Raw genomic sequence first — 14982 nt, 5'->3', positions numbered from 1 at the left:
AGCTGCTTTTTCTTCAATGCTCGGATAGAGCTCGCGCCCTCCGAAAGACTGATAGATGGTTGCAATAGAGCTCTGAAAAGATTCATCCTTTTCATTGCCGAACAAGCTGCTGCCACCGTTTAACCGCTCTTTTTCCCTCATTTTGAACTGTCAAGGATTCCTTGACAGTTGTTTTCCTCATGAGTTCCCCTTCGTTAAATATGTTATTTATATGCAAACTGATGTTTTGCTTGCTGCTTTGGAACAATTCAATCATCTGACTTTGGGATAACCAAACTGTTTCCTGATCAATTGTTACATCGATGGATGTCTCCCCATCTTCAGTCTGATAAATAATAATCTGATTATTCTCCATTGCACACGTCTTTGTATTAATCATGAAATTAACACATCCGCGATGGATAAATAGTTAAGTGCTGGTAAATCTTCGTACAATTCTATGTTTCCGTTGTTTTCAATTTCAAATTGAAAAAGGAGGGCTAACACCCTCCTTCTTTTCTTACCACCAAACCGTTGTTTCACCTTCATCAAAAGGAGGTCTTGGTGTAGTAAAATCAAAGAATTTAGCACCGTCACCATGCACCATATCTTTGCCATTCACATCTGCAGCAACAAGTATCATCCTGTCATGGTGCCCACGTTCTGCGCGGCCAAAATAAACGCGCACATATTTCATTCCGGGGATACGCAATATCTCTTCCAGCTCCGCGGCATCAATCCGGTAAGAACGAACATAATTAGGGGTGTTGGCAGCTGCCAGGTCGGCTTCCCAGTTCCGGCGCCATTTTACAGCGGTTTCCCGGGAGATCTCATAAATACTGTGCTGAGCAGGTTCGGTTGCGGGCATAGGTGCAACAGGGGTGATCATTGGATCTTGCATGTCGTATGGGTTTAATGTTAACAACGTATGGGAATGTCATATTAAATATAACGTATAAAACGGCCCCTGTATTCACTCTTTCGTGCTATAAAAAGGAAAAAGCTCCGGGCATAAATGCTCAAAGCTTTTTCCTTGTGTATCAAATTTAAGCTCACTCCATCCTCAAAAATTCGGATCAAAATTAAAATAGATCGGGTTCGACAGCCCCACCATATTACCGCTCAATGCCATTGATGCCGGCACTTGCGGATAGGGTGTTGCCGGGCCTTCTACCGTAACGCGGTAATAAGTACGGCCCAGTGCAGCCGGCGTGTCCGTGAACTCAGCAACGGGAGCTTTACCGGTGACTTTTAAGGAATCGAACTTATTACCGTTCTTCACAATGCTGATGGTATAAGCACCCTCCGCAACAGTATTTCCTGCCAGCTGAACACGGAACTTCACAGCCTTACCTGTTGATTTAACGTTATCGCCCATCATCATATCCATCTTACCATCCTGATCCAGGTCCGCATAAAATTCAACGCGGGGCGCGTATGGGTTTGCGCTAACAGCCACCCGGCCATTTGTGAGCGCATCCACCACTGCCTGCGGAGTCCGTGCTGTGGCAAATACCCAGGTTGTTGGAGTGCCTACATAGTTGGCCTTTGCCTGCACACTGTTCTTTGTTGCCTTGTCAGGTGTATCCGGCGTACCATGATGCGCATCGCTTCCTCCCCTGCCGGTTAACTTGCGGCCTGATGACAGCATATCATCCCAGATCATGATCGCATTTTCATTCTTTGACCAGATCGCAGAATTCCATACCTCAATAGATTCAATGATATCATAGGAGTATCCAAAATGATCTTTCCCGCTCGGATGGTTGGCCGACAAATGGATCCCCAGCTGTTTCTTTACAGCCCCTATTACCACATCGCGCTGATCACGAACATCGTAGAGCCGTTGGTGATCGTACGGCTTGGCGGAAAATGCATTGCCGTGGCCGCGGGTGGTTGTCCATTCGGCACCATACAGCAGCAGCACCGAATCCGACTTAAACTCAGGATCAGCCCAGGTGTTGTTCGCAACATCACCCTCAACATGGTTATCATGGTCCGTGATGCAGATATAATCTATACCAACAGACTTAGAAAACGCGATGATCTTTGCAACAGAGTTATTCGACGATTCCTTACTATGCCGGGAGTGTACGTGAAGATCGCCCTTTAGCCACACCCCATTAGTGAGGCTGGCTACAGGCGGCATTGTATTAATGACCGTAGGCGCCCATGGATTACTATGGCCCGACTGCGCCAGCGCAGCACTGCTTATACACCCCATCAGCATGCCGGTATAAACCATACCTGCAAGCATGCTGTTATTCCTGAACATCATATCAAAATTATTATTGAGTTAAAAGATCCCGCAGCAAAATTGTGCGCCGCAAAGTTATAAGCCACCAAACACCGGCCATGTTAAATTTGCATCAACAAAATACAAAAGCCGCAAACACCTGTTCAGTGTTTGCGGCTTTATGATTATAAAAACGTTCTATAACCCTTTTCTTTTTGTAACAATATGCGTGATACCAGCGCCGATCATTTTTTCCAGCAGCTCATAACCACCATTAGCTTTGCTATGTGCACTTTCTCTTTCCGCCAGTGTTATGGGGCAAGCCCAGTAAAGATTTACACGGTCGCCTTCCATGGATGGCAGGTCTATGGCCGGGCCTTTATACAGCGCGGATGAAAGAATAAAACTATCAAACCCTGCGGGCAGGCCGGAGGAGCTAATAGTATGCCCTTCTCCCAGCCAGGTCAGGTTGCGCCAGGGGCTATCTGCCATACCAGATACTGCCTGCGCCATGTTCATGATCTGCTCTTCTGTATAATCTTTTTTACTAACGGCAAGGCCCAGCTCCATTCTTCTGAAACCTGCTGCCTGGTCATTATACAACAGCTCTACCCAGGGCATAGGCCGGATGCTTACACCCAGGCTCATAAAATATACAATATCATCTTTTTCAAACCTGGCTAATGCCATGGGCGGCCACTGCTGCTGATCTATAGCATAATATTGCAGTGAGCTTCCCAGCTGCGCTTCGTACGCATCCAGGAACTGTTGCTGGATGGGCGGCCAGGGATTGCTATTCTCATCTCCCCACTTATCCCAGAAAGCCGATGTTTTTTGCAGCCGGTCATATAACGCGGGTGCGGTTAACGGAAAAATACCCCTGTCCTCAACTATAGCACTACAGTCCAATGTATAACAAGCACGTTGGTCGGAATAGAGGCTCCATCCGGGAATAATGGCCATAGGCTCATCCTGGTAAAACACGGTAGCCCCATCATCTTCTTCATTCCACATGATGTTTACATACTCTGCCTGCAAAGGTTCGGCGCCTTGCGGATGTTTACAATACTGTGCCTCCAGCAGCGGCGCCCTTCCCTCTTCCATGGCCGCGTTATCCCGCTCCTCAGGCGCGGGCTGCAGGTTGCGCAGCCAACAGGCTCTTATATTATAACGTTCGGAAAATTGCGCTGCAGGGTAAATATAAAAATAGGCGGTACGGTCATCCTGCTCTACTACTGCATGCAAAGTGCCGCGGTTATTAGCTTGTTCTAATAATACTTCAGGGCTATTCATCTTGTGAAAATGGTTTGATTTGCGCAGCAAACTACAAATTATTTTTTACCCACCGTAAACGCATATACTATTACCCTACTTGCTTACCTGCTCAAAAAAGTATACGCCTTTCTTATTGCTCACCACAATATCCAGGAGCCCATCTTTATTCATATCCGTTACCACAAAGCTATTGCCGATGCCGGAATTGTTATCGATCTCATGCGGGATCCAGCGCGGGGTTTTGCCTGGAATGTACTCAAACCAATATAATACGGCCGGCTCATATTCGCCGGGATCATGCCCGTTATGTGCAAAATAGCGTTTGCCCGTGATGAGGTCGGGGTGGCCATCCTGGTTAATATCTGCCATGGCCATGGCATGTGATTGAGAAAATGAGGTATCGATATCATGGGTGATCCATTTACCGGCGGCTTGCTGCTCATGCCACCAAATACCATAATCATGCGCGGAAGAGCTGATCACATCCATATCACCATCACCATCTGCATCCAGCACAAACATATTGGCGCAGTCTTTTCCAAGATCAGCAGGATGGAAAGTCCAGTCAGCCTGTTTTACATCTGCAGGTGATTCCCACCAGCCGCTTTTAATGATCACATCATTACGGCCATCCTTATTCACATCTCCCCAGCCCAACCCGTGCGTATAGCGATGCGTACCCCTTGCAGGATCGCTGCTGACGATATGGCGCTGCCAGAGCGTGTCACCCTTGCCTACCGGCGATTTCAGCCAGATAACCTGTTTGGCCAATGTATCATTGCAGATCAGGTCATTCCTGCCGTCCTTATCTACATCTGCAAAAAGCGGGGTTTCAATACCCGCAGATGGTAAGATCATGTGCGAAGGCCAAAGCTTGTTATTAGTCTTTGGATTTTCATACCACACACATACACCGCCAGGCTGGTCAAACCGGATGAGGTCTGCCCAGCCATCATTATTCACATCCATACAAAAATTCAGGAAGGTAGTGCTGTAGCCCGGTACCGGGTGCAAGGTGTCTGCATGCAGCAGGTGTGATTGCCAGCCGGGCGCTTCATACCAGTAATTGCCGGCCAGTATATCTGTGCGGCCATCATTATTTACATCGCCGGTGGCCGCCCCTTCTGATACAAACACGGGATTAATAACATGTTTTTTGAAAGTGACCGCTTTAGGCGATTGCTGTCCCCGGCAAATGGGGAGAACGGCCAGCAGCAGGAAGGCGGTAACCATATGTGGAATTATTTTCTGCATAATAGAGCTAATGAGTACCTTAAAATAAAACAATAATCCCGCAATGTCTATTACTACCTAAAAGATTAGCAAGCACCTAAATATAGCCGGTAAAATAATTACCTTGTAACAACAACAACTGCGACATAACCATGTGGAAGTTTATTACGCTGATCCTTTTGCCATTTTGCTTTTCCTTTTTGCCGGCTGGTAAACCAGTGAAACCAGGCACTATCATTACCGGCGCGGACCAAACAGCAGCTTACCTGCCTTACCTGAAAGGCAAACGGGTAGGCATGCTGGCCAATACAACCTCTATCATTGGCAACCGGTCAATTGCAGACAGCTTACATGCCTTAGGTGTAAATATTAAAGTGATCTTTGGCCCTGAGCACGGCTTTCGTGGCAATGCCAGCAATGGCGCCAAGGTAGGCGATGAAATTGACCCGGCTACCGGGATCCCGGTAATTTCTTTATATGGCCAGAAAAGAAAACCTTCGGCAAAAGATATGGCCGGCATAGACATCATGATCTTTGATGTACAGGATGTGGGCTGCCGTTTTTATACCTATATTAATAAGCTGGCGGATATTATGGAAGCCTGCGCTGAAAATAATAAAGAGCTGCTGATCCTGGACCGGCCCAATCCCAATGGGTATGTAGACGGGCCTGTGCTGGATATGAAGCTTACGTCCGGCATTGGCAAATTCCCTATCCCCATTACACACGGCATGACCATTGGTGAATTTGCGCAAATGATCAACGGCGAAGGATGGTTGCCAGGCAAACAAAAATGTAAAATAAAAGTGATCACCGTAAAGCACTATGCTCATCACATGGATTATACTTTACCGGTGGCGCCATCGCCTAATTTAAACACACAGCAATCCATACTGCTCTATCCGTCACTGTGTTTGTTTGAAGGCACCATCATCAGCCAGGGTCGCGGTACCCATATGCCTTTTACAGTGCTGGGCAATCCTGACCTGAAAGGGAAATATACTTTTTCCTTTACGCCGGTAAGCATACCCGGCATGTCGGAAACACCTTTGCACCAGGATAAAGTTTGTTACGGCCTGGACCTGCGGCAGTATGATATGACGGCCCTCCGCAACAGCGGCAAAGTGAATATTCAGTGGATGATAGAAATGTACAAAGCTTATCCCTTCAAAGGAAAATTCTTTGATATGAGCCAGAGCAAACAAATGGGCAATATAGATAAGCTGGCCGGTACTACTCTTTTTAAACAGCAGATCATAGCCGGTAAATCGGAAGCAGAGATACGCAAAAGCTGGGAGCCCCAGCTCTCCGCATATAAGACCATGCGAAAAAAATATTTGCTGTACCCTGAATAGTAAATGTTAAAAAAATGCGCGGAACACGGGTTTATCCTGTTGATAGAGATTGATATCCTTTACTGCGCCGGCGCCCTTGAAACGGTAGATCATGCCTACAATATGCACCGGCCTTTCAGGCAGCGCACAGGTGTATACCGTTCTCCCGTTCACGTTATATTCAAGCGCTTTACCAACACTTTTACAGCCTATCTGTACCCAATCTGAAAAATCTGCCCCAAAACCAGACAGGTCGGCCTGTTTACCGGATACCATCTGGTCTACACTTAACAAACCTATTTCAGATACACAGCCTTTGGCAGACAGGGGAATGACGATCGGCGAATCGTCCGTGACCAGCGTAATGGTTGTGAACTGGCAGGCTGCCGCACCCTCCCTGTACTCATTTTTTACACGAACGCTAAAAGTAAATTCCGACAGGGGAACCGGGTTAAAATTGCCTACGTTATAAAAACATATATCCGGTGCATCCGGCTGCAATGGCATATTATGCGCAGTAACCGCTTCTGCCGGTAAGCGTAACATGGATTTATTCATGAAACCGGCTGCAGGCAAATAAACCGGCACAGGTGTTTTACTTATAGCAGCCAGCCATCCATCAGTTGGGATCAGTAAGGGTATTTCTTTTACCACCTGGTTATTAGCCACCAGCTTGGCCAGGTAAAAACCCGGTTCATAATAAACAGAGGTATGGGTATGCTGGTTCTTACTTACTAAAGTTCTTCTGCGTATATCCCAGGATTGCTGAATGTAAACGGAATCTGTAGGTGCAGCAACCGCATCGTACGTAAAAATAACCGAGTTGGGAATACTGCGGGTAACCGGCTTTACTGCAAAACGATAATCACTTTTTTTAACCGGCGGCGGTGTTTTCTTTAATGCAAAAATACCCAGCAACGTAAGGGAGATCATTACACTTGCCGCTAACATCCATACCAGCCTGGCGGGTTGCCGCTTAGCCGGTTTAGGTACAGGCAAGGGTTCTGCCGGTGCTGCAGTGTTATTATGATCCGTATGTTCCTTTATAAACTGCCGCCAGTTCGCCGTACCGGCAAAACGGGCCAGCGTATCCAGCGTAGTGGTGCTGGGCAGGCTGTTATAGGTAACACGGCCCCACACCCTTCTTAAAGTGCTGGCGCTAAGGGATACCCCTGTTTCGTCCAGGATCAGCTGCTGCAGATTTTCAAAATCCCTGCTTTGCCAGGCCGTACTATCACCCCAATCGAGCTTGTGCTCAATCATACGCAACAATTTATCTATATCTGCCGGCATTGGAAATCAGTGTGATAAAACTTGAAAAAACTTGTACCATCCGTGAATTGCACCTGTTTTGCACCTGTGATAGCTTTGAACAACAATACAGTTCCTTTCGCAAAAAGTTACAATCTTTTTTTGGTTTATCATTCACCCTCAACCTGTTTAACTATGTACAAACACTTTATGATTGCTGTGTTACTATTACTGACCACCACCCTGGTATGCCGGGCGCAAGCTGATTTCTGGAACAGCGCCCATGCCTACCTCGGACAAACGCCACCGGGTGATACACCTAAGATCTTTGCACCTAACCTGCTGCCCGATACCGGCATTGCAATGGACCGGGTAGCCTGGTCGGCAGACGGGAAGGAGTTTTATTATTGTAATGCGCTGAAATGGTTCAGCGCCGGTACTAACAAGATCAAATACTTTAAGTATACCGATCGCCAGTGGAAAGGCCCCTTTGTTTTAACGGACCAGTATTACGCACCTACCTTCTCATTAGATGACAATACTTTATACCTGCAGCTAAACAGCGGAGAGGTATGGCAATCGAAGCGTAAAGGCAAGGGCTGGAGCAAACCGGAATTGTACCTGAAAAAAGAATATGGGCTTTATGATTTTATGCCGGTGCAAAGCGGCGCTTTTTACGTGGGCAGTAACGGGAACCAGGGAAGCAGGAAAGACTGGAGCACCTATGATTTCTGCAAATTCACCATGTCGGCCAAAGATACCACCATTCAAAGCCTGGGCGCGCCTTTAAACACACCCGGCTTTGACGGGGATTTTTTTATTGCAAGAGATGAATCCTATATCATTATCAGCGCCAAAGAAACGAAGGACTTTGAATGCGAGCTGTATATCAGCTACCGGCAAAAGGACGGCAGCTGGAGCACACCTGAAAGTATGGGGCCACTCATTAACAATGGTACCGCACACCGCTGGGGGCAATATGTTACGCCGGATAACAAATACCTTTTCTATACACAAGGCACCAGCGAAAAAGAATGCCACATTTATTGGGTACGGTTCCACAAACCGCAGTCTAATTAAAATTAGCGGCTATCTTTTCCAGGTATTCCTCAATGGGTAAGCTGTTGCGCATAGCCATCAGGCTCTTACCCATGTTACCGATCAATGTCCTGAACTGCCGGCTTTTGCCGGCAGCCAGGGCATAGATCTCGTCTACGATCACTTGCGGATCATCCAGCACAGAAGGATCGGCATGTTCCATCAGGGCTTTCACTTTATTCACAATGGGATCATAATCCGTAATAGTAGGATGGGTGGTCCATACCACATTCTCCTTAAAATTGTTACCGCTGGAGCCACCCTGTTCTATGAGCCGCAGCTGAATGTTGAAGGGTTTTAGCTCATAGTACAAGCCTTCCGTTAAACCTTCCAGCGCAAACTTGGACATGTTGTATAAAGAGCCGGTGGGCACCGCGGTAGTTACCCCCATAAAAGAGCTGATATTAATGAACATGCCGCCCTTATTGGCCCTGAAATGTGGCAGGAAAGCGCGGATCACGTTAATGGGGCCATGCACATTTACGGCAAACTGCTGATCAATAACAGCATCCGTTGCAAATTCCAGCGGGCCGTAAATGCCTACCCCTGCATTGTTCACCACTACATCAATTTTCCCGAATGCAGCAATAGCCGCTTCCGTAGCCGATTGTACCTGTGTTACATCTGTAACATCCAGCTTAAAGATCCTGATATTGGGATAGGCAGTTAATACTGTTTCCTTTTCCGGGCTGCGCATGGTGGCCGCTACCTGCCAGCCCTGTTTGGCAAAATAGATGGCCGTTAATTTACCTAAACCGGTACTGGTGCCGGTAATAAAAATTGTTTTGCTCATTTTCTGTTTGTTTAAATACAGTGCAAATATCCGGCGCAATTGGTATAACTTTGTAACCAGTATAACAGAGTATACCAGGTATGCATTTAGAAAAACAGGCAAAAAAGATCTTATCCTTCCCCCGTAGCCAGCCGGAGGAAGTGCAGGCCCTGCAGGATACTATTTATGTAATAGGCGGTAAATGGAGGCTGCCTATTATTAACTCCATTTGTAATGGCAACAAGCGCTTCCGCGATATACAGCGCAGCATTCCGGGCATTACCACCCGTATGCTGTCAAGGGAGCTAAAGGAAATGGAGCTGAATAAACTTATTACCCGCACGGTGTATGCAGATATACCCGTGAGTGTGGAATATGAAAGCACGGATTACTGCAAAACCTTTGGCCCTATTATATTAGCTATGATAGACTGGGGCAAAAAGCACAAAAAGAAAATAACCGGTAAAGGATAGCTTACCGCTCTAACTGAAAACCAGGTTCCAGCCGCGGGCGTTGCGCTGCGTTGGCTACCGCAAAACCGGTGGCATACATCCAGCGGGTGATCTTAGTAAGCTTTTCTATGTTGATGCTGGCTGCTTCATCGCCCGGCGTATGGTACAGGGGATGCGGCAAAGAGCTGAAGAATAAAGCAGGAATATTCTTTTTAGCATAAGGGAAATGATCGCTGCGGAAATACCAGCCCTCAGGGTGCGAGGCTTTATCCCAGGCAGTATCCAGCTTAAAGCGGGGACCTTTTTCATTTTCATGCAAGGCAATATTCACCAGGTCGGCCGAGCTGCGGTGTGGCGGTACTACACCCAGCAAAGCAGCGCTATCCGGTGCATTATTACCGATCATATCCCCGTTTAATACGGCTACAATAGCTTCCCGCGGCACCAAAGGATGATCTGCAAACCAGGTGGAGCCAAACAATCCCCGCTCCTCTGCCCCATGCCATACAAATAAGGCGGAACGCCTGCCCGGCTTCTGATGGAACGCGCGGCCAATGGCCAGCAGCGCTACGCTTACCGTAGCATTATCATCGGCTCCGTTGAAAATAGAATCTTTACCCGGTGTAATATTACGTACCCCATCATGATCCTGGTGGCCGCTGAACAGCACATACTCATTGGCCAGCTTTGGATCACTGCCTTTTACTTTAGCCACTACATTCACAGAAGGGTAGGTGAAATTCTCAGAAAAGATCTGCGCATCTACCTGCTGGTTAGGCGTACGCACCAGGTCCAGCGCTTCCTTTTTTAGCCAGATGATGGGAATACCATTCAGCAGCTGCCGGTGAAAAAGGCTGCCCTCTATCTGGTAAGAGCCCCTGTTGGCGTATTCGGAACCCCGTGCCCAAACCTTATCTGCCAGGTCATCAGACACAAATACGATGGCCTTAACGCCTTTAGCAGCCAGCTTTTTAGCCCAGAAGCTGATAACGATAGCGCCATACCGCATAGGCACATGTACCCGCGGATCATTAATACCTTTATCTGAGAACTGCAGGGCCACTACTTTACCGTTCACCGCAGCATCCGAAACTGTAGCCGGATCATCCACATACACCAGCGGCGCATGCACCGCTGCAAAAGAAGGTTCATACACAATAGCATCTTTCCACAGCACAAAGGAACGGCTGCCGATGCTAATGGTGCTGCGCGTGCTTACCCGCTCGCGTATTAAAGGAAAGAACTGAAAATAAGTACCATCCTCCCCGGCCGGCTCCAGCCCTGCTTTACGTGCCTCTTCTGCCAGCCATACGGAGGCTTTCAGCTCATCCAGCGTACCGGCTTCCCGGCCGCGGAAATAATCATCTGCCATGCGGTACAGGTCCCGTTTAAGATCAGATGCCTGTATAGGATCTTTCTTCACCTGCGCCAATACGGTACCAGCTGTGAGCAGCAACATCATAACAAAACTGGAAGCGGTTTTCATTAGTCTACTTATTTAGTAGATAAAAATAATACATTCCGTTTTATTTTCTTCAAACCGTATCTTTAAGAGGATCACATAAAATTGTGCGTATGACCCAATCAGCTTCCGTTCGTTCCATACTGTTATTACTTGTGCTTACCGGCATTGGCTTTCGCTGCCTGGCGCAGGATACTGTAGCCATACAGGTACACCTGGACCAGCCCAAAGGCCCTATGACGCCCATCTGGGCCTGGTTTGGCTATGATGAGCCCAACTATACCTACATGAAAGACGGGCAAAAGCTGCTCACCGAAATTTCGCAGCTAAGCAAAGTGCCGGTGTATGTAAGAGTACACAGCCTTTTAGTGACCGGCGATGGCGAGGCTGCTTTAAAATGGGGTTCTACCAACGCCTATACGGAAGATAAAAATGGCAATCCTGTATATGACTGGACCATCACCGACCGCATATTTGATACCTTTATAAAACGCGGTATGAAACCAGTGGCACAGATCGGGTTTATGCCGCAGGCATTGTCTGTAAAGCCGGAGCCTTACCGGCATCACTGGCAGCCGGACCATCCGTACGACGAAATTTTCACCGGCTGGGCCTACCCTCCTAAAGACTATAAAAAATTTGCAACGCTGGTATATACCTGGGTACAGCATTGCGTGGCACGTTATGGAAAAAAAGAAGTGGAAAGCTGGTACTGGGAATTATGGAATGAGCCTAACATCAGCTACTGGAAAGGTACTACAGAAGAATACATTAAGCTATATGACTACACGGCCGATGCGGTAAAACGCGCATTGCCCACTGCACGTATAGGCGGCCCCGAAGTAACCGGCCCTAACTGGAAAGATGCAGCCGATTTCCTGAAAGCCTTCCTGGACCATGTGGTGAGCGGAACCAATTATGTAACCGGTAAAACCGGCTCCCCGCTGGATGTTATCACCTTTCACGCCAAAGGCGCGCCCAAGCTGGTAAATGGCGTAGTGCAAATGAACATGGGCACACAGCTACGTGATATTGATAAAGGTTTTGAAATAGTAGCCTCCTATCCCACGCTGAAACATTTGCCCATTATCATTGGCGAATCAGACCCGGAAGGCTGTGCCGCCTGTTCTGAAAAATATCATCCGGAAAATGCCTACCGCAACGGCACCATGTACAGCAGCTACACAGCGGCTTCCTTTGCCCGCAAATATGAGCTGGCAGCGGCCCGTGGCGTAAACCTGGCCGGCGCTGTTACCTGGGCTTTTGAGTTTGAGAACCAGCCCTGGTTTGCCGGTTTCCGTGACCTGGCCACCAATGGCGTAGATAAGCCGGTGCTAAACGTATTCCGTATGTTTGGCAAAATGCAGGGTAATCGTGTAGCCGTTAGCGGTACACTGGCATATGACTATATTAAAATAAAAGATTCCAGCGTGCGTGGCCCGCAACCGGATATTAACGCCCTGGCAACAAAGGATGCGCGCACGGCTGCCATAATGGTCTGGAACTATCATGACAATAACAGCTCCGCGCCGCCTACCCCTGTTAGCATTACTATTCAGGGCATAACGGCCAATAAAGTGCAGCTGCAGCAATACAGTATTGATGCCGCCCACAGTAATGCCTATGAAGCCTGGAAACAAATGGGATCGCCCCGGCAGCCTACGCCGGAACAAATAACAACGCTGGAAAAAACAGGACAGCTGCAGGTTACAGGCGACCCGGAAACACTGCCTGTTAATAACGGCGCAGCGGTAGTGCGCCTGCAGCTACCACGGCAGGCCGTATCTTTATTCCAGCTTTCCTGGTAAAAGCAGCTTGTACCTATGAGCATTCAGGCATTATTACTGGTTGTTATTGCAGCGGTATTACACGCTGCCTGGAACCTGATCACCAAACAGGTGAATGGCAAGCTGCCATTTTTCTGGCTGGTATCGCTGGCAGCCAGTATTATTTGTTTACCCTTCCTTTGGCTGCAATCTTCGCCTGTGCGGTTTACCTGGACGCAAACCGTATTGATCTTTGCACTGGTAAGCGCTATCCTGCACCTGTTATATTTTGTGCTGCTGCAAACCGGTTACCGCAAAGCAGACCTCTCTGTAGTATACCCCGTAGCACGGGGCGCCGGGCCGCTGTTCTCCGTAACGGGCGCCGTGCTGCTGTTCCATGAAAAACCAGGCCTGTTGGCTATTACCGGCATTTGCCTGATCATTGCAGGCGTAATTGTAATGACGGGTTTTAAAGTAACAAAGAATACGCGGGTGGCCACCGGCTTACAATATGGTTTGCTCACAGGCTTATTCATAGCCATGTACACGTTATGGGATAAAGCAGCGGTGGTGGATTATCATGTATCGGCCCTGTTCATCACCTTTGCCTCTATGCTGCTGCCCTTATTATTGTTAATACCGGTAATGCTTAAACGGCGGCAGGAGGTTGCAGAAGAAGCCCGCCGGCACTGGAAGCAGGTAATAATGGTAGCCATTTTTCAACCCCTCTCTTACCTGCTGGTGCTGATAGCGCTAAAAACCACGCCCATTACGTATGTGGCCCCGGCGCGTGAGCTAAGCATTGTGGTAGGCGTGTTCTTTGGCACCAACCTGCTGAAAGAAGCAGATGCAAAAAAACGTATAGTGGCTGCCGTAGTAATACTGGCGGGCATTGTATTACTGGCAATAGGCTGATTTATTTCTGATCTATTTGCAGAGAGCTATCGTTGATCACAAACGGAAAATGTTTTAACAGGTTCAATACTTCGGCGCCGGCCAGCAATACCGGTCCGTAGCCATGCGCGGCATACACATTTACCGGGCGGTAATAATAAAATGCCGGGTCAAAAGCCATACCGGTGCCTACGCAGGTACCTTCTACCTGCCCCTTATCATTTACTTTGGTGGCTACCGCATTCCAGGCCAGTAATGCTGCCGGCCCATAGGCCATGGCATTCAGCCAGCCTTTATTAATACCGCGTGCATAACAGTATGCATAAATAGCCGTAGCAGAAGTTTCCAGGTAAGAATCATTACGGTCCAGCAGCTGATGCCAGAAACCCTGGCCGGTCTGGTAGCCGGACAGCCCTTTTGCCAGTGCCTGGAACTGTGCCAGCACTGCAGGTTTGCCGGGATGGGTATCCGGCAGCACTTCCAGCAGCTCTGTCATAGCCAGAAAGGCCCAGCCGTTGGCGCGGCCCCAGTGAAATTGCGGATGTACATCCATACCCTGTACCCAGCCATGCATATACAAGCCCTTTTCTTTATTGAACATGCGTTGGGAAAATTGCAGCACCTGCTTTACTGCATCATCAAAATAAGCACGCTGGCCGGTAAGCTTGCCCATTTGCGCCAGGGCCGGTACGCTCATATACAGATCATCCAGCCAGAGGGTATTTTTCTGGGGGCGGTTGCGGGCCAGGGTACCATCCGGCAGGCGAAATTCTTTATGGGATATGTAATCAATATAATGATCTGCCAGGGGCCGCAAATTAGCCTGGCCGCCGGTGCGCAGCGTTTTAACTACTGCGGCGCACATAGCGCCGGCATCATCCAGGGCATGGGGAAAAAGTACGGCCCGCAGCGGATTGGCATTGTTACCGGGTTGCCGGTATAATTTGCTGAAAGCCGGTTGCGCATCTGCAATAAAGTGCAGGCGTTTTTTCGTGTAGGCGGTAAAGAGCGTATCGCCGGTAGCTTCACCGGCCAGCAACATACCGCAGTAGGTAACGCCCCATTCATAGCTGGTAAGGCGAAAAGCTCCCTGCTGCCAGGTGGTATTTTCATTTACAGCAGCAAAGTCTTTTACCGGCTGCCCGGAAACTTTGTCCACCAGCTGCGGTGGTGTAACCGTATCTAAATAATGATAAATGCGGTACAGCACCTGCTTTACCTGATCTGCGG

Annotated in this window: 13 protein-coding genes; 5 read left to right on the top strand and 8 right to left on the bottom strand. The window is 48.3% G+C overall.

Annotated elements, in window-relative coordinates:
• Positions 1 to 499: 499 nt before the first annotated feature.
• From VIM87_RS28220 to VIM87_RS28205, 4 genes are all read right to left on the bottom strand, one after another.
• Complete coding sequence (locus tag VIM87_RS28220; RefSeq protein WP_332000219.1) at positions 500 to 880, bottom strand: hypothetical protein; 381 nt, start codon at positions 878 to 880, stop codon at positions 500 to 502.
• 162 nt (positions 881 to 1042) lie between these two features.
• Positions 1043 to 2257: a CehA/McbA family metallohydrolase gene (locus tag VIM87_RS28215; RefSeq protein ID WP_332000218.1), complete on the bottom strand. Its 1215-nt coding sequence runs from the start codon at positions 2255 to 2257 to the stop codon at positions 1043 to 1045.
• Between the two features lie 156 nt (positions 2258 to 2413).
• Positions 2414 to 3508: a suppressor of fused domain protein gene (locus VIM87_RS28210; RefSeq protein WP_332000217.1), complete on the bottom strand. Its 1095-nt coding sequence runs from the start codon at positions 3506 to 3508 to the stop codon at positions 2414 to 2416.
• Between the two features lie 75 nt (positions 3509 to 3583).
• A complete protein-coding gene (locus VIM87_RS28205; RefSeq protein ID WP_332000216.1) occupies positions 3584 to 4723 on the bottom strand; it encodes a VCBS repeat-containing protein in 1140 nt (379 codons plus the stop codon).
• Positions 4724 to 4875: 152 nt separating this feature from the next.
• Here VIM87_RS28205 and VIM87_RS28200 point away from each other — a divergent pair, with 152 nt between their 5' ends.
• Positions 4876 to 6078: a DUF1343 domain-containing protein gene (locus VIM87_RS28200; RefSeq protein ID WP_332000215.1), complete on the top strand. Its 1203-nt coding sequence runs from the start codon at positions 4876 to 4878 to the stop codon at positions 6076 to 6078.
• Positions 6079 to 6084: 6 nt separating this feature from the next.
• Here VIM87_RS28200 and VIM87_RS28195 read toward each other — a convergent pair whose 3' ends face one another.
• Positions 6085 to 7320 carry a hypothetical protein gene (locus tag VIM87_RS28195; protein WP_332000214.1) on the bottom strand — a complete coding sequence of 412 codons (1236 nt, stop codon included), beginning with the start codon at positions 7318 to 7320 and terminating at the stop codon, positions 6085 to 6087.
• A gap of 207 nt (positions 7321 to 7527) precedes the next feature.
• Here VIM87_RS28195 and VIM87_RS28190 point away from each other — a divergent pair, with 207 nt between their 5' ends.
• Complete coding sequence (locus VIM87_RS28190) at positions 7528 to 8388, top strand: hypothetical protein (protein WP_332000213.1); 861 nt, start codon at positions 7528 to 7530, stop codon at positions 8386 to 8388.
• On the opposite strand, the gene VIM87_RS28185 is transcribed toward VIM87_RS28190, so the two are convergent.
• Complete coding sequence (locus VIM87_RS28185) at positions 8381 to 9199, bottom strand: SDR family oxidoreductase (protein ID WP_332000212.1); 819 nt, start codon at positions 9197 to 9199, stop codon at positions 8381 to 8383. The genes VIM87_RS28190 and VIM87_RS28185 overlap by 8 nt on opposite strands.
• An 80-nt stretch (positions 9200 to 9279) precedes the next feature.
• Here VIM87_RS28185 and VIM87_RS28180 point away from each other — a divergent pair, with 80 nt between their 5' ends.
• Positions 9280 to 9651, top strand: coding sequence for a winged helix-turn-helix transcriptional regulator (locus VIM87_RS28180; RefSeq protein ID WP_217604169.1), 372 nt, complete (start codon positions 9280 to 9282; stop codon positions 9649 to 9651).
• A gap of 1 nt (position 9652) precedes the next feature.
• Here VIM87_RS28180 and VIM87_RS28175 read toward each other — a convergent pair whose 3' ends face one another.
• Positions 9653 to 11116 (bottom strand): M28 family metallopeptidase, encoded by a 1464-nt coding sequence (locus VIM87_RS28175; RefSeq protein WP_332000211.1) that lies wholly within the window; start codon positions 11114 to 11116, stop codon positions 9653 to 9655.
• A gap of 89 nt (positions 11117 to 11205) precedes the next feature.
• On the opposite strand from VIM87_RS28175, the gene VIM87_RS28170 reads away from it, so the two are divergent.
• A complete protein-coding gene (locus VIM87_RS28170) occupies positions 11206 to 12900 on the top strand; it encodes a GH39 family glycosyl hydrolase (protein ID WP_332000210.1) in 1695 nt (564 codons plus the stop codon).
• A gap of 15 nt (positions 12901 to 12915) precedes the next feature.
• Entirely contained in the window at positions 12916 to 13773 is an 858-nt protein-coding gene (locus VIM87_RS28165; RefSeq protein WP_332000209.1) for a DMT family transporter, read from the top strand.
• Position 13774: 1 nt separating this feature from the next.
• Here the strand turns inward: VIM87_RS28165 and VIM87_RS28160 are convergent.
• Positions 13775 to 14982 (bottom strand): glycoside hydrolase family 88 protein (locus tag VIM87_RS28160; RefSeq protein WP_332000208.1); only part of this gene is annotated, 1208 nt, incomplete at its 5' end.

Source organism: Chitinophaga sp. (genome assembly GCF_036569125.1).
GTDB lineage: Bacteria > Bacteroidota > Bacteroidia > Chitinophagales > Chitinophagaceae > Chitinophaga.
Note: the sequence above shows the minus strand (reverse complement) of the source record. Positions and strands in the feature narration are given on the sequence as shown.

Excerpts from the sequence above, each read along its gene's own strand:
- VIM87_RS28220 (WP_332000219.1), bottom strand. The coding sequence starts at position 880 with ATGCAAGATCCAATGATCACCCCTGTTGCACCTATGCCCGCAACCGAA.
- VIM87_RS28215 (WP_332000218.1), bottom strand. The coding sequence starts at position 2,257 with ATGATGTTCAGGAATAACAGCATGCTTGCAGGTATGGTTTATACCGGC.
- VIM87_RS28210 (WP_332000217.1), bottom strand. The coding sequence starts at position 3,508 with ATGAATAGCCCTGAAGTATTATTAGAACAAGCTAATAACCGCGGCACT.
- VIM87_RS28205 (WP_332000216.1), bottom strand. The coding sequence starts at position 4,723 with ATGGTTACCGCCTTCCTGCTGCTGGCCGTTCTCCCCATTTGCCGGGGA.
- VIM87_RS28200 (WP_332000215.1), top strand. The coding sequence starts at position 4,876 with ATGTGGAAGTTTATTACGCTGATCCTTTTGCCATTTTGCTTTTCCTTT.
- VIM87_RS28195 (WP_332000214.1), bottom strand. The coding sequence starts at position 7,320 with ATGATTGAGCACAAGCTCGATTGGGGTGATAGTACGGCCTGGCAAAGC.
- VIM87_RS28185 (WP_332000212.1), bottom strand. The coding sequence starts at position 9,199 with ATGAGCAAAACAATTTTTATTACCGGCACCAGTACCGGTTTAGGTAAA.
- VIM87_RS28180 (WP_217604169.1), top strand. The coding sequence starts at position 9,280 with ATGCATTTAGAAAAACAGGCAAAAAAGATCTTATCCTTCCCCCGTAGC.
- VIM87_RS28175 (WP_332000211.1), bottom strand. The coding sequence starts at position 11,116 with ATGAAAACCGCTTCCAGTTTTGTTATGATGTTGCTGCTCACAGCTGGT.
- VIM87_RS28170 (WP_332000210.1), top strand. The coding sequence starts at position 11,206 with ATGACCCAATCAGCTTCCGTTCGTTCCATACTGTTATTACTTGTGCTT.
- VIM87_RS28165 (WP_332000209.1), top strand. The coding sequence starts at position 12,916 with ATGAGCATTCAGGCATTATTACTGGTTGTTATTGCAGCGGTATTACAC.